Raw genomic sequence first — 18,671 nt, 5'->3', positions numbered from 1 at the left:
GTTAAGGGTGACGGGACTCTCTGGCAGATGGACCAGTTTCGATTATGACACCGCGTCCCCTCAGGCGATCGCACGACAGGTCGCAATGCGCGAAGCAGAGAACCTGTCCCCAACGACCTACAGGAACCCGCTTCCAGCGTGATCCTTAAAGAGACTGGCGCTTCGCACGTAGTCGGATAGCACCTGGACCGACTTGTGGCGGCTGACCTCCTGCATCTTAAAGATGGTCGCGCCGCGAGCCGCGCTTTCCGTAAGAAAGCCAGCTCGAAGTGAATGCCCGGCAAACTTCCGCTCGTCCAAGCCGGTCTTGCGAGCTGCCGCCTGGACTAGTCGAGCGACCGCTCGATCGCTCATGGGATCCTCGGTAAGGGTGTCCTGTCGAGTCAATCGGCGGAACAGCGGCATCGCTGCCCATGCCTCATTGCTGCGATCGGTGCCCGCTTCCCTCACCTTCACCGCCTCAATCCAGCCAAGCAGCCGCTCCTTCGGCCGGATCCGTGAGCCCTCCGGCACAGCAATCGCCGCGCCCTCCTGAGCCTGATCGGTCTTTGACCTTCCGATCGTGATCCGCAGCCCTTCGGCAACGATCGCGATGTCGCCAAGGGTCAGCGCCACCAGCTCGGAGCGCCGCAGCGCCGCTGCCATGCCAATCGCCAATACGGCCCGATCGCGCCGCGCACGCAGCTCGTCTCCCGGGAAGGAGTCGATCATCGCCTCAAGGATTGCAGCATCGGCCGCATCCTTGCGCGCCTTGGGCTTTTTACAGGCGTTGCGGATCCCGGCCATGGTCTCGCGCAGCTTGCCAGCGCCGGATTGCTCGGTCGGACGAACGTAGTCGTGAAGCTTGTGGAAATAGCCGATCGCGGCGACGCGGCGGTTGATGGTCGCGGGGTTGCGACCGCGATCGGCGTCCCAACTCACGAACCGGCGCACGAGCTCGGCGGTCGCCGGCAGCGGACACTCTCCGCGCTCGGCGCACCAGCCGGTGAAGATCTCCCAATCGGTAACGTAGGCGCGGTGCGTGTTAGTCGAGCGTGCGGCGCGCGCGTAGCTGTCGGCGCGCTCGATCTCCTCGTCGACTATCCCGGGCAGCAGGACAGTCGCCGGGCGCAGCGCGATCTCGGCCGGCGCGATTACGCTCACTGCAAAGTCGGATGATGCCTCGTCGTCGGGTTTGAGGTTTTGCAAGATAGGTGCCGTTTGCTCTTCGGTGGTTCGCAGCACACTTTGGCGCCGAAAGTTGGCCGCGTAAAGTCTGCCCGAGAATAACAATTATCGGACAGACTAGCTGGTATGGCGCGGGTGAGGTGTCGGTTCTCCTGAAAAGGTGGACGCAGTCGGCAAATCTCGACTGAAGTCCGTCCACACCTGAAAGAGTGGACAATCTCCTCAAAAGAGCGGACGCTCGCCAAGCTGGATCAGCCGAGGCGTCGTACCATGCGAACCGCGGACCTGAAGACGGCGAGCGACGCTGACTGGGCAGAAGCGCACCGCCGCGAGAAGATCATCCGCCCACTTGCTGCGCTGGCCCGCATCCCGGGCAACGCAGCCGCCGAAGCGCTGGGTCAGCTCGGGCTGGGTCGCGCCCGTTTTCACGAGCTTCTCCAGCTTTACCGTGCGTCGCCCGTTGCCGCCTCGCTGTTGCCGCGCCCGCGGGGGCGGGAGAGGGGAGAGCGGCGGCTCTCATCGGCGGCTGAACAGTTGATCGCTCGAGGCATCGCGGATTGTTACCTCACCCTCGAGAAGCCGAGTGTGCAGGCGCTCCGCCGCTGGCTCCGACATGAGGAGCAGAAGATCGGGCTGAAAGTGCCCAGCACCAAAGCGATCCAAGCGCGATTAAGCAGATTGCCTCCCCAGACGGTCACGGCGCGCAGGCAAGGGTCCAAGGCCGCTGCTGACAAATGGGAGCCGACACGCGGTGTATTGGAGGCCAGCTATGCGCTGGAGCTCGTCCAATCGGATCACACCCTGGTCGACGTCATCGTAGTCGACGACCTGTATCGCAAGCCGATCGGGCGGCCGTGGCTCACGCTGATGGTTGATATCGCGAGCCGCACGGTGCCGGGGTTCCACCTCGATCTGCTCGCACCTTCGGCCGTGTCGGTTGGCATGTGCATGCGCCAAGCCGTCCTCCCCAAGGTCGACTGGTTGGCCGAGCGTGGCATGGAGGCACCTTGGGACAATCAGGGTCTCATGGATCGGCTACATGTAGGCGCTTGCAATCGTAGCGGCGTCTGCTCGCAAACAGCCGGTTTTTCTGCTCACGCTCTCTGCCACTGGCGGGTAGCATCCTGCTCAAATTAGCTGCCAGCGTGCTCGCCATCATCCGGGGCTGCTCGCAATCGGACATGGCTGCTCACATTATCCGCTCCGGGCGGATGTCAAAGGCGGGTTCATTTCACGGGCCGGATCGTCCCATTTCTCCGTCTCCAACCGGCCATTTCGGGAATGAGCAATCGGGAACATATTTTGGGAAAACGGCTATTTCCCTGCCGTCCGGCGCGCCTTGCGACCGTCAGCCGTCTCCCTGAACCTTCCCAATCGGGAAAGAAACTCAGATCATGTCCCGTTGAACAGCACGCTTGCGCAGTGGAAACAGCCTATTTGACCGGACCGAAGCGGTTCAAAGGCACCTTGAGGAACGCCGTTCCGCACGCATCAGCATCCGGCAACCGCCCGCCACGGATATTGACCTGAAGTGCAGCGAGCATGAGATCTGGCAACGGGAGCGAAGCGTCGCGCTTCTCGCGGGTTTCCACGAACTCCGCTTCGTCGATGCCATCGCGTACATGGATGTTGTCACGGCGCTGTTCGGCAACTGTCGAACGGCCGATCACCTCGCGACCGTCCTTGCCGTAGTCGTGTCCTACATAGGTCGCGGTTTCAGGTGAGAGGTCGAGGATTGCGCGGATCGAGCGCCAAAGTGCGTGCGCATCACCACCGGGGAAATCCGCCCGGCTCGTGCCGCTGTCGGGCACCATCAGCGTATCGTGAACGAACGCCGCGTCACCCACGACATAAGTAATCGAGGCGAGCGTGTGGCCAGGCGAGAGCATGACGCGCGCATCGAGCGAGCCGATCGTGAACTGCTCGCCATCGTTGAATAGGTGATCCCACTGGCTGCCATCGACGGGCAGGTCGGGCAGGCAGTAGATGTCCTGCCAAAGCTTCTGCACCTCCACGACCCTGGCGCCGATTGCGGTTTTGCCACCCGTCTCTTCCGCAAGGTACGGGGCGGCCGAGAAGTGATCGGCATGGGGATGGGTATCGAGCACCCATTCCACATTAAGCCCGTTCGCGCGGACATAATCGAGGATCAGATCGGCATTGTCGGTTGCGGTCGCACCGGCGCGCGGATCGAAGTCAAGGACCGGGTCGATGATCGCGGCGGTCTTTGTGGTTTCGTCGACCACGACATACTGGAAACTGCCGGTGCGCTCGTCGTGGAGCGACGCGACCGTCATGCCCTTGTGGTTATACTCGATCATGTTTCGTATCCTCTCGCATCGTCAGCTTTCTGCCCGCGCACGCGCGAACAGCCGTTCGAAGTCGGCGGTGTCGATCGCCCCCATCACCAGCAGGCGTCCGGCAAGATAACCCGGGGTGCCGGCTAGCCCGATCGAATAGGCTTCCCGTCCGTTCGCCCGCAGGCGGGCCGCGACAGCGTCAGCGTGGGCGGCAAGCCAGGTCGTCGCGCGCCGCCAGTCGCCCCCAGCGCGCTCGACGATGTCCCGCAGCATGTCGTCATCGATCGTGCGGCTGTCCGTCATCAACGCGCGATGTACGGCCGGATAAATCCCTTGTTCGGCGCAGGCGATCGCAACGCTTGCGGCACGTTCGGAGGGCGGACCGAAGATCGGCCAGTCCTTGTAGATGACCCGCACCTTGCCGTCGCGTTGCACAGCTTCTTCCAGGGCGGGAAACCCATGACGGCAGGCCGGGCAACGATAGTCGGTGAACACGGCAAGCCGGAGCGTAGCATCGGCAGGCCCGTCCTCCGGCGAGCCGTTACCGGCCAGGATCAGGTCAGCGGTCGGACCGACATCGCGACCAATCGGGGCAGTACGCCGAAGAATCTGCCCGACTGCCCAGCCACCCACGACCACCGCGCCCAGTCCGGCAAGCTGTCTCCGATTGAGCGGCCCGGGCATGGTCAGCGCGCCGCAGGCTTGTTGCGAGCTTCCGCGACGAGGCGACGCAACGTCGGCAGATCGACCGCCCCGGCGACAACCTGTGAGCCGACGATTAGCGCCGGCGTCCCGTTGAAACCGATCGCGCGGGCGATGCCATCGGTGCGCGCGAGTAGCGCGTCGATTTCGGCACCGTGCATTTTCAAATCCCGTTGCAGACGGGGCCAGTCGACCTTGGCTCTGGCAGCGGCTGCCTTGATGCCGGTGCTGTCGAGCCGCGCCGACGAGGTCAGCAGCGCCCCATGAAAGGCGGCATGCTTGCCCTGCCACTGGCTCGCAACGGCCGCGCGCGATGCCTCACGTGAGGCAGGACCGAAGATCGGCCAGTCCCGATACACGATCCGCACCTTCGGATCGGAACGAAGCAGGGCGTTCAGCACCGGCTCCATGCGACGGCAATAGGGGCAGTTGTAGTCGAAGAACTCGACCACCGTGACATCGTAGATCTTGCCTGCGCGCTTGGGAGCCACGGGATCGTCGACGACGGCCTTGCGCGAAAGATCGGGCTGCTGCGCGAAAACAGGCGTGATCGGCGCGGCGAAGACAAGCGCAGCCAACAGGCCACGCGACATCAGATTGCGACGGTTCATCGGTGTTTCCTTGCTAGATCGATTCCATCGGCGAGGGCTGCGCGTGACAGCTCGCCAAGCTGGAGCTGCACGATCGTGCCGTCTGCCGCGACGAAGGCAGTTGCGGGATAGCCGGCTACCTTCAGGGCTTGGGAAAGGCCGCGATCGGGGTCGAGCGCGACATGCCTCGCACCGATGCCTTCACGGTTGAGGAAGCCGCTGACGGTCGCTGGAGCCTCACCCTGATCGGCGAGAAGGATCGGGACCTCGCCGGTCCGCGATGCAACCGCATCGAGCATCGGCAGCTCACGCCGGCACGGACCGCACCAGGTCGCCCACAGGTTGACCACGAAAGGGCGGCCGCGGAAGCGATCGAGTGGAAGCGGAGCGCCGGACGCGGTCGTCAGATTAAGATGATAGGGAAACGGGCCGTAGGTCACGGGAGGGATCAGCGCCTGAAGCGCAAACCAGAGGCCGCCCGCTACAGCCAATGCTCCCCAGCCTGCCGCCAGCGCGCTTGAGCGGCCAAGCCGGATCGCCAGTATCGCCGCAGCGCCGAGAAGTCCTGCAACGGGGAAAAAGCCGCCCTGCCACACGGCGAGGATGGACAGCGGAGAGTCGGCGTAACTCGCCCAATGGGCAGCAACATAACCGATCCGCGCCGTGATAAGTCCTGCGACGATAGCACTGGTGGCAACTGCCGCCACGCGAGGGAAGCGGAACCGCCCAGCCAGTGTCGTCAACCCGAGAAAGACGACGATGCACAGCACGGCAAGCCCGCGATCGACGGCCAGCATCAGCGGCCCGATTGCGATTGCGCTATCCATCAGAGAAACGTGGCCGCGCTCTTCCAGAGCATGTAGGCCGCCACCACGAAGATAAGGACAGCGAAGACCGTGGTGAGCGTACCGCCTGTGCCGAGGCGCTTCGCGATGCGCGTTCCGGCCAGGCCGCCGACAACCCCACCGCCGATGAACGCGAACGCAAGCGGCCAGTCGACCAGACCAGAAAACGCGTAGTTGGCGGCCGTCGTCAGCCCGAAAGCGGTGACCGCGATCAACGACGTGCCGACAGCATTCAGGATCGGCATACCCGTCGACCCAATCAGGCCGGGGACGATCAGGAAGCCTCCGCCGATGCCGAAGAAGCCCGAGAACAGGCCGGTGCCAAGGCCGTAGCCCAGCACCTTCGGCGCCTTCTCCCGGTTGCATTCCGCGCCCGGATTGCCCGCGTCACCCCGCCCGCGCAGCATCAGTACGCCGACGACGACCATGACCAGCGCGAACAGGAAGAGGAGTTTGCCGCCATCCATGGCCTTGCCCGCTGTAGAGCCGAACAGGGCACCGACGACGCCGGCGGTCGCGTACATCCCGCCGCAGCGCCATTTGACGGTATGCGCCTTGGCATGGCCGATCAGTCCCGTGGCGGCGTTGGCCGCGACGGCGAACGCGCTCGTGCCGATGGCGAGGTGCGCATCCGGCACGCGCACCAGATAGACCATGAGCGGGACGGCGAGGATCGATCCGCCCCCGCCAACAAGCCCGAGGGTGAAGCCCACCAGGCTGCCGGACAGCGCGCCGAGCAGATACTGGATCGGTTCGAGGGTCATGCCGCCTTGCCGATCTCGTGCGGGGCCGCCATCCACTCATGGCCCTTCAGCATGCCCTGCCAATAGATCGGGGGCAGCATGCGCTCCTTCAGGAACCACGCAGTTCGCGTCGGGCGCGTTCCGTCCAGCAGCCAGGACGGGAAGCTGGGGAGCAATTTTCCGCCATAGCCGAACTCGGCAAGCACGATCTTGCCACGCTCGACGGTGAGCGGGCACGATCCATAGCCGTCATAGTCGGCGACAGGGGGCTTGCCATCGAGTGCGGCGAGCGCGTTGACCGCCACCACGGGTGCCTGCTTACGGGCTGCCGCAGCCGTCTTCGCATTGCTCGTCCCGGCGGCATCGCCCAAGGCGAAGACGTTGTCATACCGCTTGTGCCGCAGCGTCGCCTCATCGACCTCGACGAAGCCGTTTGCCGCCGCGAGCGGACTTTTGGCGACGACATCATGCGAAACCTGAGGCGGCACGACGTGGAGCATGTCGAACTCGCGCTCGATCCGCTCGCTTACGCCGTCCCGCTTGCGCTCGAATGTGGCGACACCCCGATCGGCGTCGACCGCGACAAGGTTGGACTCCAGCTTGAGGTCGATCGCGTACTTCTCGACATATTCCATCAGCGCCGGGACGTAGGTCGCGACGCCGAACAGCGCCGCGCCGGCGTTGTGAAACTCGACGTCGATCGCGGGAAGGACGCCGCTCTCGCGCCAGATGTCGCAGGAGAGATACATCGCCTTTTGCGGCGCGCCGGCGCACTTGATCGGCATCGGCGGTTGCGAGAACAGCGCACGCCCCCGCTCCAAATCCCGGACAAGCCGGTAGGTGTAGGGTGCCAGATCGTAGCGGTAGTTGGACGTGACGCCGTTGCGGCCCAACGCCTCGGGAAGTCCGGCGATCTTCTCCCACGCGAGGCGCAGACCCAAGGCGACGATCAGGACACGGTAGGCGATCGTATCCCCGTCCCCCAAGGTGATCGCCTGGCGAACGGGATCGATGTTGATTGCAGGTAGCCGTATCCATTCGACGCCCTTGGGCATCACGTCGGCTTCCGCCTTGCGGGTCTGTTCGGGGGTGAAAACGCCAGCCCCGACCAACGTCCAACCGGGCTGGTAATAGTGCTCCTGGGCGGGATCGACGACAGCGATCGATACCTTGGCGTTGCGCTTCAGGATGCTGGCGGCGGTTGAGATGCCAGCAGCCCCACCTCCGATGATGACGACGTCGTAGGTCATTTGCCGGTCCTCTCAGACCGGCGGGCAAGCGCCGGCTTCAGATCGGCGAGGTCGTATCCGGCTGCTTTCGCCTGACCGATGATCGTTGCGGGATCAGTTTGGTCCGCCTCCGCCAGCGCCCACAGGGTGGCTGCCCGCGTACCGCTTCGGCAGAAGCCGAGCGTCGGCCCCGGCAGCGTGGTCAGCGCTTCCTTCATCCGATCCGCATCGGCATCGGTCGCCTTGCCCGGCACGATCGGGACATGCGCGAAGGCAAGGCCGTGTTCTTCGGCCAAGCGGGCCATATCCTGTGCGCTTGGCTGACCCGGCTCCTCGCCGTCGGGTCGGCTCGAAACGATCGAGCGGTATCCCGCCCGTGCGGCAGCAGCGACGTCATTCCGGGTAAGCTGGGGAGCAGCCGAGAAGGACGGTGTGATCTTCTTGAAGGCCATGTGACGTCTCCTGTCCCGTTCAGGCCGAACGGCGTGGGGTGAGTGCGAAGCGGTGGATGGCAGCGCCCAGCGCCATCGCGGCGATGAAGAGCAGCGCCGGTGCAGGCTGGATCGCCAGTGCGGCGATGGCAGGGCCTGGGCAGAGCCCGACAAGGCCCCAGCCTATGCCGAACAAGGCGGCACCGCCGATGAGGCGCGTGTCGATCGGCGAGGTGGCCGGTGTATGGAATTGCTCGGCGACGATCGGCGCGGAGCGCCGACGCGCGATGAACCACGCTATCGCCATCGGCAGGATTGCCCCGCCCATGACGAAAGCGAGGGTCGGGTCCCAGGCACCGGCGACGTCGAGGAACGCCCGTACCCGCGCAGGATCGATCATGCCGGAAACGGCAAGGCCGGCGCCGAACAGCGTGCCGCTGACGAGCGAGAGGATGCCCTGGCGCATCACAGCGTCACCCCCGCCAGACGCATGAGGGTAACGGTCGCGATGCCCGTCGCCATGAAGGTGCCCGTCGCGACGATGGACCGCGGTGACAGACGCGACAGACCGCAGACGCCGTGACCGCTGGTGCATCCCGCGCCGAGCCGCGTCCCGATCCCGACGATCAGACCGGCGACGGCGATCAACCCAAGCGACGTCGGGAAGCGTGCTTCCACATCCAGATTCGCCGCAGCAAGGGCCGCGCCCAAGGGCAGCCCCGCTGTGAAAAGAAGTGCGATCGTCCACGGCGCGCCGCCTTCGGAAAGGCCGAGGACACGCGCGAACATGCCGCTGACCCCGGCTATACGACCGTTCCCCAGCAGCATGATCGCAGCAGCGATGCCGATCATCAGCCCACCGATGAAGCCGGCGAGCGGCATGGCATGAGGAAATCCGGGCATCACAGCACATCCAGTGGAATCTTGAGGTAGCGGGTGCCGTTAGCTTCCGGCTCCGGCAAATGGCCGCCGCGCATGTTCACCTGAACCGATGGCAGGATGAGCTTGGGCATCGACAGGGTGGCATCGCGACTGGTGCGCATCGCGACGAAGTCGTCTTCGTCTACCCCTTCGTGGACATGGACGTTGCCAACGCGCTGCGCGCCGACAGTCGTTTCCCAGACATACTGATCGCGACCCGCGGCCTTGTAGTCGTGGCACAGGAACAGCCGCGTCTCGTCCGGCAACTGCATCAGTCGGCGGATCGAGCGGTAGAGCTGGCGGGCGTCACCGCCGGGGAAATCTGCCCGCGCCGTGCCGTAATCCGGCATGAAGAGGGTATCGCCGGTGAAGACTGCGTCACCGATGACATAGGCCATGTCGGCCGGGGTATGCCCCGGCACATGCAGCGCGAGGGCCTCGATGTCGCCGATCGCAAAACGGTCGCCGTCGTCGAAGAGCCGATCGAACTCGGAGCCGTCGCGTTCGAAGTTGGTGCCGGCGTTGAAAATCTTGCCGAAGACGTTCTGCACGCGGATGATCTCACGGCCGATCGCGAGCTGGCCGCCAAGCGCCTTTTGCAAATAGGGTGCCGCAGACAGGTGATCGGCATGGGCGTGGGTTTCGAGCAGCCAGTCGACCGTCAGGCCGTTCTGTCGCACATAAGCGATGACCGCATCCGCCGAGGCCGTCTTGGTACGGCCTGCCGCAGCGTCGAAATCCAGGACGCTGTCGACGATCGCCGCTTTCCGCGTGGCAGGGTCCCAAACGACGTAGGTCGCGGTGTTGGTCGGCTCATCGAAGAAGGAATGAACGATCGGCGACCCCGCCGCCTTCGCTCGCTCGATTTGCGCAACTGCCTCGTTCAAAGCCGATTCCATGACCGCCTCCGTTTATCGATTTCAGACTTTATGTAGTCATGTAATTCACTTGCGTCAACGGGCTGTCCGTGCCATCTGAAAAGCATGGAAACGATGGATGCAGACGCGCCGCGCTCGTTGCGCATCGGGGACGCGGCCCCGAATTTTACCGCTCGCACGACGCAGGGCGAAATGACGCTCGATCAGTATCGTGGTCGCTGGGTCGTGTTCTTCTCGCATCCGGCCGACTTTACGCCGGTCTGCACCAGCGAGTTCGTGGCACTGGCCAAGGCTGCACCGCAGTTCGAGGAGCTGGATTGCGTCTTGCTCGGACTGTCGGTCGACAGCCTGTATTCGCATGTCGCTTGGTTGCGCGCGATCAAGGATGTCTTCGGCGTCGAGGTGCCGTTCCCGGTCGTAGAAGACCCATCGATGGCGGTGGGTTACGCCTACGGCATGCTTGACGAGCAGGCTGGCGACGCCTCGGCCGTCCGCGCGACCTATTTCATCGATCCCGAGGGCATTATCCGGGCGCTCAACTGGTATCCCATGAGCGTCGGGCGATCGGTCGACGAGATGCTGCGCACGGTCAGGGCATTGCAGCGCTCGGCCGATGGGCAAGTCTATACGCCGGCCGACTGGCAGCCGGGCGACGACGTCCTGCTGCCGCCTGCCCTGCCCGGCAGCGCTGGCGCAGACTGGTTTCATCAGTTGAAGGCAGATCGATGACGGCGATACATCAATCCCGCGCGATCGCCGATGCGGCGGTTGAGAAGCTGCGCGTGTTTGCTCAACCCCAGCGCCTTATGATCCTGTCCTATCTGCTCGGCGGTGAGCGCCAGGTCGCGGACATCGAGGCCGCTACTGGGGTGACCCAACCGGCGCTCAGCCAGCAGCTTGCTGAGCTGCGCCGCGCTGATCTGGTGAAGACGAGGCGAGAGGCCAAGCAGGTCCACTACCGTCTTGCCAATGATGCGGCTGCACTCTGCGTGCGCACGCTCGAAGCGATGTTCGGTGCCGACGATATAGCTGTGGAGCAAGCAGCGCCCGCTCCCCGGTCGGCGCGACCACGCGAAGCGATGGCTACCGCGCGGCCGCAAAACATCGGCGCGGCCGTGTTTGCGAGGATCGGGTAATCGTTTCGACCGTGGAAGGAAAAGTTAGATGCGGCTGCCTTTTATCGCGATTGCAGGATGCCTGGCCGTCATGAGCAGCGTCGTGTCAGCGGGCGTCACCACTCAACAGCCGGTGATCGCTGGATATGGTAAAATCACGCCGGTGGAAGGCGCGGCGGAGCGGCCGGACCGCTCCTTGCGATATCGCGTACTGTTCAACGTGACGAAGGCAGCGTCATCCCCCGATAAGGTCAATCCATCGCTCGAAAAGGTGGCACGCTTCCTGAATTTGCTTGGCGCCGATGGCGTGCGGCCGGCACGGGGAGATGTGGTCGTGATCGTCCACGGCCCGGCGACGCCGATCGTCGTCGAGGATGCGGCATATGCGACCAAGACCGGCGCTGCCGCGAACCCCAATCTTGCCCTGATAGCAGAGCTGAAGCGCGCAGGCGTGTCCGTTCGGGTGTGCAGCCAGGCTCTGATCGGAAACGGGATTGCCCGGACCACGGTCGATAAGACTGTCGAAGTTGACGTGTCGGCGCTTACGACGATGGCGACGTTGCAAATACGCGGTTGGGCACTGATCCCGGACTGACTGGCGCGGCACTGTCCCAAAATACCATCGTTTGCGAGACCCTTGATCGGCAGTTACGATCGCAGCGATGGTCAATGTCTGGCTGCTCTTCCCACTTAGTGCTCTCGCGATGGCCGGCTGCTCGCCCGACCCTGCTCCCCAACAAAGGGTCACGGGAAGTGACGCTGCGGTAGCTGGTTGGCCGCATCAACCGACCCATGGCCGGTTCCTTATCGAGAATTGCTGCACGCTTCGGCTCGCTGCCGATGCCCGGTTCACTCAGGGGCAGGGCATTGACTCCATCATCCACGATGTATCGGGGCCAGGTTACGTGCTGAGTATCGTCTTCGGCCCGTATGATAGCGGCAAACCCCTGCTCGGCTATCAGGTTGAGAGTAAGCGCATCATTGATGGCGTAGAACTGAGCGCCTTCCGATGGGCTGATCCAACGCGTGATCCCCCAGAGGGGAAGTTGCTTTGGCTTGCGCAGGTGGGCGGGGGAATCGTCGGCGGTGTGGAACACACGCCTTGGGGCTTAAGGATGAAGGCCGATTGCACAACTCCGACCGCTTGCGGTGACAGCGCGGCGCTGGTTGGGACGATCCGCTTCTAACCTTCCCGCTTCTTGATCCCAAACGGGACGATCGAGGCCAGCGCAGTTCGACTGGTTCGGTCATAAACGTATATCTGTGCGCGTTCTATGCGTCGTCCGCTGTTCGCGAAAACCTTCCTTTCTGACGACCTTGCCGGCGGCCCATGACCGCAACGCATTTCTGCGGCCCGCTGCTTGTCAAAACTGTTCTGAAAACCTGCTTCTCAAAAGCGGCTGCCGGCGACGGGTTTGGAGAACCCATTGGCAGGAAGCGTGAGCACGACGCCCCGTTTGCAAGCAGCGCCGGATGATGGCGAGCACATTGGCAGATAATTCGAGCAGGATGCCACCTGCCAGTGGCAGAGAGCGTGAGCAGAAAAACCGGCTGTTTGCGAGCAGACGCCGCTACGATTGCAAGCGCCTACAGCTACACCTCGACAATGCGCGCGAACACCGCTCCGACGCTCTGAAACGCGGCTGCCGTGCCCACTCGATCTCGCTAGAGTATCGTCCGGTTCGGCGCCCGCACTTCGGCGGTCATATAGAGCGCCTGATCGGGACGGTGATGGGCGCCGTCCATCTTCTGCCCGGCACGACGTTCTCAAACGTGGCGGAGCGTGGCGACTATGACTCCGAAGCCGAGGCGTGCATGACGCTGGGCGAGTTGGAGGTCTGGCTCGCCGCGCAGATCATCGGGCCGTACCATGCAGAGCGGCACCGCGGCATCGGCATCCCGCCGGCGCTCGCCTGGGCCGAAGCGATGGATCGGCGACCGGAGCTGGTGCGGCTGCCGGTCGATCGCGCCAGCTTTCTCTTCGACTTCCTGCCTTGCGAACTACGCGCGGTGACCCCGCATGGCATCAAACTGTTCCATACGCACTATTGGGATGACGCGCTGTCCTGCTGGTACACGCGACCCGGGCAGACGATGCCGATCCGATGGGATCCGCGTGACCTTTCTCGCATCTGGCTCGAGCTCCCGCATGGCGAGCACCTCGAGGTCCCCTATCGTGACCTCCGGCGGCCGGCGATCACCCGCTGGGAACAGAAGGAGGCGGTTCGCACCCTGCGCGAGCGTGGTCAGCACGCGGTTGATGAAACGCTGATCTTCCAAGCGGTGGAGACACAGCGCCTGATCGTGGCAGAAGCCGCTCACAAGACAAAGGCCGCACGGCTCGCGCTCCAGAGGACCAGGGCGGCCTTGGCCGATGCACGGCGCGCCAGAAGCAGCGGCAAGCCCACCATCGAGGACGACAGACCCACAGCTCCGCCGGGCGCCTCGAGTACGGATAAGAGCGGTGATCGGCAGGCGCTACCGTACCTCGTCGAGGAGATGCCCAGGTGAGCGATCTGTCGCATCTTGCCGAGGACTACCGCGAGCGCGCGACGTGGGCCGACGAGGAGCGGATCGCCTGGATCCGCATGGATCGTTGGCTTGGCTTCCCGAAGGCGGAGACCGTGCGCAAGACCTTGGATGCGATGCTACGCTACCCGCCGCGCACGCGCATGCCGTGCCTCCTGATCTAGGCCAGACCGGGATGGGGAAGTCCCGCATCGTCGAGCGCTTCGAGGCAGAGAACCCGCGCGGGTTCAACGACACAACGGGAACGGCGACGATCCCGGTCGTGGCCGTTCAGCTGCCGCCACAGCCGACCGATGGCGAGTTCTACGGGGAGGTTCTCGAGAAGCTCGGCGCCGGCTTTGCGGGGCGCGGCGACGTCCAGCGAGCCCGGCAGCTTACCCGCCGGATCATGGGGCAGGTGGGTGCTCGTATGCTTATCCTAGACGAGATCAACCACATGCTGGCCTGCACGCCACGGCAGCAGCGCGTCTTCCTTAACACGCTTCGGTATCTGGCCAACGACCTGCAGATCCCGCTCGTCTGCACCGGCAATCACGAGGCGCGCGCGGCGCTGCTCACGGACGCGGCGCTGGCCGAGCGGTTTGACGCGGTCGAGCTCGTCCGGTGGCAGAACGACGAGCCATTTCGGCTGCTGATGGTTACGCTCGCCGCGATCCTGCCCCTGCGCAAGCCATCTCAGCTGGAGGAGGAGCGGTGCCGGACCGCCATCCTCGACCTCTGCGATGGGAACACCGGCCGCATCTTCCGGCTCGTCGAAACGCTAGCCGTGAGAGCGATCGAGAACGGCACCGAGCGGATCGAGGTAGGAGATCTGGACGCCGATGACCTCGTGCTCCCGTCTGTCAGCATGAAGGCGTTGGCCCAGCGTCGTGGACGCGGGCGGGCGAAGGCGGCTGCTTGAGCCGTGGCTGGGGTGGCGCTGCCGATCGCGCCCCGTCCTCGTCCCGACGAGTTGCCGTCGTCCTGGCTCGGGCGGACCGCGGCCTGCTACGATGTATCGGTCGCCGAGCTCCGGCAGGTTCTATGGAAGGCTGGCCCGAGCATGAAGGGACGGCCCGATGTCCATTGGGATCTGCACGAGGCGAAAAGCGTCGTGGCCGGTCTACGGGTCGCGTCGGAGGTCGTGCTCAACCTCGGGCTTAAGTGCCGCTGGCCGGGGCTCGCGGTCGACTGGTTGCCAAGTACCGACGGCTTCGGCCGAGCGCGAGGTGAGCTCGATCTCGCCTGGTGCCGCCATTGCCTTGCCGAAGCGCACGAGGCCGGCGGGGCTTATCTCGACGCAGAGGCGGCGCTGCCGCTCGTCTTCTGTCATCGGCATGGCGCTTGGCGTCAGGACTATTGTCGGCGTTGCCGGCCGAGTCACTCGCCGCGGTTCACTTGGTCAGTCGGCATCGAGTTCGTGTGCGAAGATTGCGGCACGCCGCTCAGGACGAGCCGCTGGGCAAAGCCGACGCCAGCGGCCTATTTCGAGCCGGAGGAAACGGCCGCGGCGCTCTCAATCCTCTTCGCATTCGACGGCGAGGTCCGTAACGCGCTGCTCGGCCATCCGGCACGCTTGTTAGGGGTACAGCCGGTGCCGGCCCGTCAGTTCCTCATCGTGCTGCGCGATCTCACCCGGGCGCTGCTGGCGCCAAGCCTCTTCAGGACCAGTTACATCAATCTGTTCGACTGCCCCTTGCTGCCGATCATGCCGGAGCACAAACCGCAGACCTGGGACGAACAGCCCTACCACGAGCTGTCACCCTCCGCTCGAGCTCAGGTTCTCAGTGCGGTGGTGGCGCTCCTGGCCGACGAGCCCGTCGGCCGACTGATGTCGGGCGCGCATCTGCCGTTCCGCGAGCACCAGACACTTGAGAAGCTGCTCAATTACGTGCCTCGCTGGGTGCAAGCGATGCTGATCCGAAGCAGCGTGGCTTGGCCCGAGCCGCTGCGCGCGCGCGTCGATGCCCATCGCCGACAGACGGGTATGGACGTGGACGACGTTCTGGCGCAGTTTGATGCGTGGCGGACCGAGCGCGACCAGCGGCAGCGTGAGCGAACGTCGCTGATCGGGTGATCGCGACCGCGGCGAGGGCAGGTAAGTGCCCGCAGCGGAACAGAAATCCGCCAGTCTGATAATAATCATTATGTAAAGTCGAGGGAATTTTCCTGAGGCTTTCTTTGTTCCCGATCCCTCTGAATGAGGATGCGTTACCTCACACTCCGCTATATCCTGGCTCTGTCTGCATCGCGGACAAGAACGGATGCATCGGCGCGCGTTCACGCTTTAACTATGATTTGGTTCCGGCGCTTCCCTCAAGTTTTGGGTTCGCCTAAACTGGAAGCAGGCCGTGCAGTGGTTAGCCCGTTGAGATCACCGGACGAGCCATCCCGAATGAACGCCTCTCTCGCCATCAGCATGCCCGAGTTGAACATGGCCGAGCGCACCCGGGCGTTCGCATGGGACCGCACGCCCCTGGGTCCGCGCAGCACTTGGCCGGCGGCCCTTCGCATCTCGGTCGATGCCATGCTTGCCTCGCTCCATCCCATGTGCCTGATCTGGTCGGAGCGCATCCTGCTCTACAACGACGGTTATGCCCCCATCCTGGGCAGCCGGCACCCCGACGCGCTTGGTTACCCGACCGCGGAGGTATGGCCCGAACTATGGCCTGACCTGGAGCCGCTGATCGAGGGGGTGTTCCGGGGCGAAAGCGTCGCCTTCCGGGATCAGCCGCTCACCATGACCCGCAACGGGTTCACGGAGGAGACGTGGTACGACTTCGCCTACTCGCCCGTCTGGGACGACGAAGGCGAGGTCGCGGGCCTGATGAACATCACCTCCGACAGCACCGCGCGCGTGAAGGCGAAGCGCGAGCGCGACGCCGCGACCGCCGAGGCGCAGGAAGCGGCGGTGTTCATGCGCAGCGTGCTGGCCGCCTCGACCGACTGCATCAAGGTCGTGGAGCTGGACGGCACGCTCTCCTTCATGAGCGAAGGCGGCATGAAGACGATGGAGGTCAGCGACTTCAACGCCGTCGCCGGATGCCCCTGACCGAACTTCCTCAAGGAAGGCGGACCCGCCTACGCGAAGGAGGCGATCGAGGCAGCCAAGCGGGGCGAAACCACGCACTTCGAGGCGCCGGCCGATACCTACCTCGGCACCGCCAAGCATTGGTCCATCTCGGTATCGCCCATTCCCGGGCTGGATGGGGAGACCGCCCGCATCCTGTCGGTGTCGCGCGACCACACCGCCCTGGAGCAGGTGCGCCAGCAGCAGCAGCTCCTCAATGGCGAGCTGGCGCACCGCATCAAGAACATCCTGACAATGGTGCAGTCGATCGCCAGCCAGACGATGCGCGACGCGCCCTCGCCGGAGGAGGCATCGGCCGACTTCGCTCCCGCCTCGCCTCCTTGGGGCGTGCGACCGACGTGCTGACCGCATCGTCATGGCAGGAGGCTGGGCTGCACGAGGTGCTGGATGCCGGCCTGACGGCGGTCGCCGGGCAACGCGACCGGATAAAGATGGAAGGCCCGCGCATCCGGTTGAACTCCCAAGCCGCTCTGGCGTTGACCTTGGCCCTGCATGAATTGGCGACCAACGCCACCAAGTATGGAGCGTTGAGCAACGAGACGGGCACGGTGATGATCCAGTGGCAAGTGAGGGATGAGGAAGGTGGCCCCCACTTCTCCTTCCTCTGGCAGGAGCAGGGCGGTCCGCCGGTGTCGGCGCCGACCCGCCGGGGGTTCGGCTCCCGCATGATCGAACGCTCGCTACGTGGCTATTTCCGGGGCGATACCACGTTGAGCTACCCGGTATCTAGCGCCGAGTTCCGGATCGAAGCGCCGCTGGCAGGTGCCGGCGAGGCGATCGGCGCATGACCATCGAGCAAGCCGAGCGGGCGCGAGCCATCCTGATCATGGAGGACGAGGCGTTCATCCGCTACGACCTTGTGGACTTCTTCGAGGATCGCGGCTTCGAGGCCGAGAATGCCGACCAGGCGATTGCGCTGCTGGAAGCGAACGCCACGATCTGGATCGTGCTAACCGACGTTGCCATGCCCGGATCGATGGATGGCATGAAGCTCGGCCACTATGTCCGCGACCGCTATCCCCCGACATTGCTGGTGGTGGTGTCCGGCATCGTGAAGGTGCACCCGTCCGAGCTGCCGACGCGGGCGGCGTTCATTCCCAAGCCTTTCGATTTACGATCGATCCTACGCACGATCGACCGTTTAGCGGCGTAATGGAAAGTGAAGGGGCTTGCTGCTGCCTCCATGGCGACAGCGTCCGTGGATATTCCTGGCGCATCCATTCGGTTATGACACCAACCAAGCGGCGGTGGTTCTCCGAGAATGATGCGTTTCTGCGGCTCGTTTCCGGCGAGCAGCTTCACAGGCGTATTTTGGTAGTTTGGAGGAAATGGCGCTTGCACACCAAGCTGAACCCGCAGGTGCCTTCCTGCGCTATCGGGTCATCCCTGCTCGTTGAAAGATGCTCTCGATGCTGCGGGTCAAGGCGCCTGGCCACTGTTTGCTCGATATTGCCAACTCCACGACGATCTCCGGCCAATGTGCCAAGATTGGGGTACGCATTGGGATCGAGCGAGCCGACCGCTTCAGGCTGCCAGACAGCGATCGGCCGCGCGCTTCGTCCGCCAGCTTTGCAGCAGTTCGATCTGTCTCGTGTGCACCTCGTCGATAGATGGCGGCTCGGCCTGACAGATCGCATCGTCCGCAATGATCTGAGGTTCTGATCCGGAAGCCTCATCGCGGCTCGCGTGATCCATGAGTGCGCGCAGCATCTGCCGCCCCCTTACCACGCGGCTCTTGATTGTGCCGACAGGAACCTGCTCGATCGTGGCCGCTTCTTCGTAGCTCAAGCCCTCGATTCCAACGAATTGAATGCACCGCTGCTGCTCGGGCGTCAGGCGTGGCCACAGGCGGCGAACATCGCTCAACGTCACGACCGACTCCTGGTTTGACGCCACCGGAACGTCGTTGAGTTCGGCAGTCTCGCCCACTTGTACCGTGCGTCGACGACGTACATGCGACAGAAACGAATTGCGAAGAATACGGAAGGTCCACGCCTTCATGTTCGTACCGGCTTCAAATGATGCGCGGCTGCGCCACGCCTTCAGCACGGTTTCCTGAACAAGATCCTGTGCAGCATCAGGATTTCTGGCTAGGCTCAGGACTCGTTGATCACAGCCAGAAGATGACGGTTGCAGCGAGGGCGACGGCGG

General features: G+C 64.2%; 23 protein-coding genes and 1 pseudogene. 12 read left to right on the top strand and 12 right to left on the bottom strand.

Going from position 1 to position 18,671, the window contains the following annotated elements; all coding sequences use genetic code 11:
• Window positions 1–117 precede the first annotated feature (117 nt).
• The gene (locus tag B7L05_RS15590) at window positions 118–1,272 is read right to left on the bottom strand and encodes a site-specific integrase (RefSeq protein ID WP_256926796.1); all 1,155 of its coding nucleotides are present in this window, start codon (window positions 1,270–1,272) and stop codon (window positions 118–120) included.
• A 165-nt stretch (window positions 1,273–1,437) separates the two neighbouring features.
• Between B7L05_RS15590 and B7L05_RS15585 the strand changes: the two genes are divergently transcribed.
• The gene (locus tag B7L05_RS15585; protein WP_085811217.1) at window positions 1,438–2,304 is read left to right on the top strand and encodes a DNA-binding domain-containing protein; all 867 of its coding nucleotides are present in this window, start codon (window positions 1,438–1,440) and stop codon (window positions 2,302–2,304) included.
• A gap of 296 nt (window positions 2,305–2,600) precedes the next feature.
• Here the strand turns inward: B7L05_RS15585 and B7L05_RS15580 are convergent, their stop codons facing one another.
• The 10 genes from B7L05_RS15580 to B7L05_RS15535 are packed head-to-tail and all read right to left on the bottom strand — an operon-like array spanning window position 2,601 to window position 9,827.
• Entirely contained in the window at window positions 2,601–3,488 is an 888-nt protein-coding gene (locus B7L05_RS15580; protein ID WP_085811215.1) for an MBL fold metallo-hydrolase, read from the bottom strand.
• A gap of 21 nt (window positions 3,489–3,509) precedes the next feature.
• Window positions 3,510–4,151 carry a DsbA family protein gene (locus tag B7L05_RS15575; protein WP_085811214.1) on the bottom strand — a complete coding sequence of 214 codons (642 nt, stop codon included), beginning with the start codon at window positions 4,149–4,151 and terminating at the stop codon, window positions 3,510–3,512.
• Between the two features lie 2 nt (window positions 4,152–4,153).
• Entirely contained in the window at window positions 4,154–4,780 is a 627-nt protein-coding gene (locus B7L05_RS15570; RefSeq protein WP_085811213.1) for a DsbA family protein, read from the bottom strand.
• Window positions 4,777–5,556 (bottom strand): TlpA disulfide reductase family protein, encoded by a 780-nt coding sequence (locus B7L05_RS15565; protein ID WP_240456229.1) that lies wholly within the window; start codon window positions 5,554–5,556, stop codon window positions 4,777–4,779. Before B7L05_RS15565 ends, B7L05_RS15570 begins: the two co-directional genes overlap by 4 nt.
• Window positions 5,557–5,585: 29 nt before the next feature.
• Window positions 5,586–6,368 carry a sulfite exporter TauE/SafE family protein gene (locus tag B7L05_RS15560; RefSeq protein ID WP_085811210.1) on the bottom strand — a complete coding sequence of 261 codons (783 nt, stop codon included), beginning with the start codon at window positions 6,366–6,368 and terminating at the stop codon, window positions 5,586–5,588.
• Window positions 6,365–7,597: an FAD/NAD(P)-binding oxidoreductase gene (locus tag B7L05_RS15555; RefSeq protein WP_085811209.1), complete on the bottom strand. Its 1,233-nt coding sequence runs from the start codon at window positions 7,595–7,597 to the stop codon at window positions 6,365–6,367. Before B7L05_RS15555 ends, B7L05_RS15560 begins: the two co-directional genes overlap by 4 nt.
• Window positions 7,594–8,028, bottom strand: coding sequence for a TIGR01244 family sulfur transferase (locus B7L05_RS15550; protein WP_085811208.1), 435 nt, complete (start codon window positions 8,026–8,028; stop codon window positions 7,594–7,596). The genes B7L05_RS15555 and B7L05_RS15550 overlap by 4 nt, the downstream gene beginning before the upstream one ends.
• 19 nt (window positions 8,029–8,047) lie before the next feature.
• Window positions 8,048–8,473, bottom strand: a complete 426-nt coding sequence (locus B7L05_RS15545) for a DUF6691 family protein (protein WP_085811207.1) — start codon at window positions 8,471–8,473, stop codon at window positions 8,048–8,050.
• The gene (locus tag B7L05_RS15540; protein ID WP_256926795.1) at window positions 8,473–8,889 is read right to left on the bottom strand and encodes a YeeE/YedE family protein; all 417 of its coding nucleotides are present in this window, start codon (window positions 8,887–8,889) and stop codon (window positions 8,473–8,475) included. Before B7L05_RS15540 ends, B7L05_RS15545 begins: the two co-directional genes overlap by 1 nt.
• Before the next feature lie 20 nt (window positions 8,890–8,909).
• Window positions 8,910–9,827 carry an MBL fold metallo-hydrolase gene (locus tag B7L05_RS15535; protein WP_085811205.1) on the bottom strand — a complete coding sequence of 306 codons (918 nt, stop codon included), beginning with the start codon at window positions 9,825–9,827 and terminating at the stop codon, window positions 8,910–8,912.
• Window positions 9,828–9,911: 84 nt separating this feature from the next.
• Here B7L05_RS15535 and B7L05_RS15530 point away from each other — a divergent pair, with 84 nt between their 5' ends.
• The 11 genes and pseudogenes from B7L05_RS15530 to B7L05_RS15490 all read left to right on the top strand — a co-directional run bounded on the left by B7L05_RS15530 (window position 9,912) and on the right by B7L05_RS15490 (window position 17,673).
• Window positions 9,912–10,535, top strand: a complete 624-nt coding sequence (locus B7L05_RS15530) for a peroxiredoxin (protein WP_085811204.1) — start codon at window positions 9,912–9,914, stop codon at window positions 10,533–10,535.
• The gene (locus B7L05_RS15525) at window positions 10,532–10,942 is read left to right on the top strand and encodes a metalloregulator ArsR/SmtB family transcription factor (RefSeq protein ID WP_085811203.1); all 411 of its coding nucleotides are present in this window, start codon (window positions 10,532–10,534) and stop codon (window positions 10,940–10,942) included. The genes B7L05_RS15530 and B7L05_RS15525 overlap by 4 nt, the downstream gene beginning before the upstream one ends.
• Window positions 10,943–11,012: 70 nt before the next feature.
• Complete coding sequence (locus tag B7L05_RS15520) at window positions 11,013–11,516, top strand: DsrE family protein (RefSeq protein WP_085811334.1); 504 nt, start codon at window positions 11,013–11,015, stop codon at window positions 11,514–11,516.
• Window positions 11,517–11,583: 67 nt separating this feature from the next.
• Window positions 11,584–12,108, top strand: a complete 525-nt coding sequence (locus B7L05_RS15515) for a hypothetical protein (protein WP_085811202.1) — start codon at window positions 11,584–11,586, stop codon at window positions 12,106–12,108.
• A gap of 286 nt (window positions 12,109–12,394) precedes the next feature.
• A complete protein-coding gene (locus B7L05_RS15510) occupies window positions 12,395–13,432 on the top strand; it encodes a Mu transposase C-terminal domain-containing protein (protein ID WP_085811201.1) in 1,038 nt (345 codons plus the stop codon).
• The gene (locus B7L05_RS17775; protein WP_256926793.1) at window positions 13,429–13,614 is read left to right on the top strand and encodes a TniB family NTP-binding protein; all 186 of its coding nucleotides are present in this window, start codon (window positions 13,429–13,431) and stop codon (window positions 13,612–13,614) included. The genes B7L05_RS15510 and B7L05_RS17775 overlap by 4 nt, the downstream gene beginning before the upstream one ends.
• An 11-nt stretch (window positions 13,615–13,625) precedes the next feature.
• Window positions 13,626–14,351 carry a TniB family NTP-binding protein gene (locus B7L05_RS15505; RefSeq protein WP_256926792.1) on the top strand — a complete coding sequence of 242 codons (726 nt, stop codon included), beginning with the start codon at window positions 13,626–13,628 and terminating at the stop codon, window positions 14,349–14,351.
• A 12-nt stretch (window positions 14,352–14,363) separates the two neighbouring features.
• Window positions 14,364–15,506 carry a hypothetical protein gene (locus tag B7L05_RS15500; protein ID WP_144037329.1) on the top strand — a complete coding sequence of 381 codons (1,143 nt, stop codon included), beginning with the start codon at window positions 14,364–14,366 and terminating at the stop codon, window positions 15,504–15,506.
• 318 nt (window positions 15,507–15,824) lie between these two features.
• A complete protein-coding gene (locus tag B7L05_RS17770) occupies window positions 15,825–16,481 on the top strand; it encodes a PAS domain-containing protein (protein WP_256926791.1) in 657 nt (218 codons plus the stop codon).
• 273 nt (window positions 16,482–16,754) lie between these two features.
• A pseudogene (locus B7L05_RS17760) lies at window positions 16,755–17,308 on the top strand (HWE histidine kinase domain-containing protein).
• Window positions 17,305–17,673 (top strand): response regulator, encoded by a 369-nt coding sequence (locus B7L05_RS15490; RefSeq protein WP_066780660.1) that lies wholly within the window; start codon window positions 17,305–17,307, stop codon window positions 17,671–17,673. The pseudogene B7L05_RS17760 and the gene B7L05_RS15490 overlap by 4 nt, the downstream one beginning before the upstream one ends.
• Before the next feature lie 371 nt (window positions 17,674–18,044).
• Here the strand turns inward: B7L05_RS15490 and B7L05_RS15485 are convergent, their stop codons facing one another.
• The gene (locus tag B7L05_RS15485; RefSeq protein WP_256926807.1) at window positions 18,045–18,620 is read right to left on the bottom strand and encodes a sigma-70 family RNA polymerase sigma factor; all 576 of its coding nucleotides are present in this window, start codon (window positions 18,618–18,620) and stop codon (window positions 18,045–18,047) included.
• Between the last annotated feature and the right edge of the window lie 51 nt (window positions 18,621–18,671).

Source organism: Sphingomonas sp. TZW2008, assembly GCF_002117915.1.
GTDB lineage: Bacteria > Pseudomonadota > Alphaproteobacteria > Sphingomonadales > Sphingomonadaceae > Sphingomonas.
Note: the sequence above shows the minus strand (reverse complement) of the source record. Positions and strands in the feature narration are given on the sequence as shown.

What these genes read in the sequence shown, in the direction of transcription:
- B7L05_RS15565 (WP_240456229.1), bottom strand. Translation starts at nt 5,556, where the DNA reads ATGCTGGCCGTCGATCGCGGGCTTGCCGTGCTGTGCATCGTCGTCTTT.
- B7L05_RS15520 (WP_085811334.1), top strand. Translation starts at nt 11,013, where the DNA reads ATGAGCAGCGTCGTGTCAGCGGGCGTCACCACTCAACAGCCGGTGATC.
- B7L05_RS15515 (WP_085811202.1), top strand. Translation starts at nt 11,584, where the DNA reads ATGGTCAATGTCTGGCTGCTCTTCCCACTTAGTGCTCTCGCGATGGCC.
- B7L05_RS15540 (WP_256926795.1), bottom strand. Translation starts at nt 8,889, where the DNA reads ATGCCGCTCGCCGGCTTCATCGGTGGGCTGATGATCGGCATCGCTGCT.
- B7L05_RS15510 (WP_085811201.1), top strand. Translation starts at nt 12,395, where the DNA reads ATGATGGCGAGCACATTGGCAGATAATTCGAGCAGGATGCCACCTGCC.
- B7L05_RS15490 (WP_066780660.1), top strand. Translation starts at nt 17,305, where the DNA reads ATGACCATCGAGCAAGCCGAGCGGGCGCGAGCCATCCTGATCATGGAG.
- B7L05_RS15535 (WP_085811205.1), bottom strand. Translation starts at nt 9,827, where the DNA reads ATGGAATCGGCTTTGAACGAGGCAGTTGCGCAAATCGAGCGAGCGAAG.
- B7L05_RS15530 (WP_085811204.1), top strand. Translation starts at nt 9,912, where the DNA reads ATGGAAACGATGGATGCAGACGCGCCGCGCTCGTTGCGCATCGGGGAC.
- B7L05_RS15580 (WP_085811215.1), bottom strand. Translation starts at nt 3,488, where the DNA reads ATGATCGAGTATAACCACAAGGGCATGACGGTCGCGTCGCTCCACGAC.
- B7L05_RS15570 (WP_085811213.1), bottom strand. Translation starts at nt 4,780, where the DNA reads ATGAACCGTCGCAATCTGATGTCGCGTGGCCTGTTGGCTGCGCTTGTC.
- B7L05_RS15545 (WP_085811207.1), bottom strand. Translation starts at nt 8,473, where the DNA reads ATGCGCCAGGGCATCCTCTCGCTCGTCAGCGGCACGCTGTTCGGCGCC.
- B7L05_RS15555 (WP_085811209.1), bottom strand. Translation starts at nt 7,597, where the DNA reads ATGACCTACGACGTCGTCATCATCGGAGGTGGGGCTGCTGGCATCTCA.
- B7L05_RS15575 (WP_085811214.1), bottom strand. Translation starts at nt 4,151, where the DNA reads ATGCCCGGGCCGCTCAATCGGAGACAGCTTGCCGGACTGGGCGCGGTG.
- B7L05_RS15560 (WP_085811210.1), bottom strand. Translation starts at nt 6,368, where the DNA reads ATGACCCTCGAACCGATCCAGTATCTGCTCGGCGCGCTGTCCGGCAGC.
- B7L05_RS15525 (WP_085811203.1), top strand. Translation starts at nt 10,532, where the DNA reads ATGACGGCGATACATCAATCCCGCGCGATCGCCGATGCGGCGGTTGAG.
- B7L05_RS15505 (WP_256926792.1), top strand. Translation starts at nt 13,626, where the DNA reads ATGGGGAAGTCCCGCATCGTCGAGCGCTTCGAGGCAGAGAACCCGCGC.
- B7L05_RS17770 (WP_256926791.1), top strand. Translation starts at nt 15,825, where the DNA reads ATGAACGCCTCTCTCGCCATCAGCATGCCCGAGTTGAACATGGCCGAG.
- B7L05_RS15550 (WP_085811208.1), bottom strand. Translation starts at nt 8,028, where the DNA reads ATGGCCTTCAAGAAGATCACACCGTCCTTCTCGGCTGCTCCCCAGCTT.
- B7L05_RS15585 (WP_085811217.1), top strand. Translation starts at nt 1,438, where the DNA reads ATGCGAACCGCGGACCTGAAGACGGCGAGCGACGCTGACTGGGCAGAA.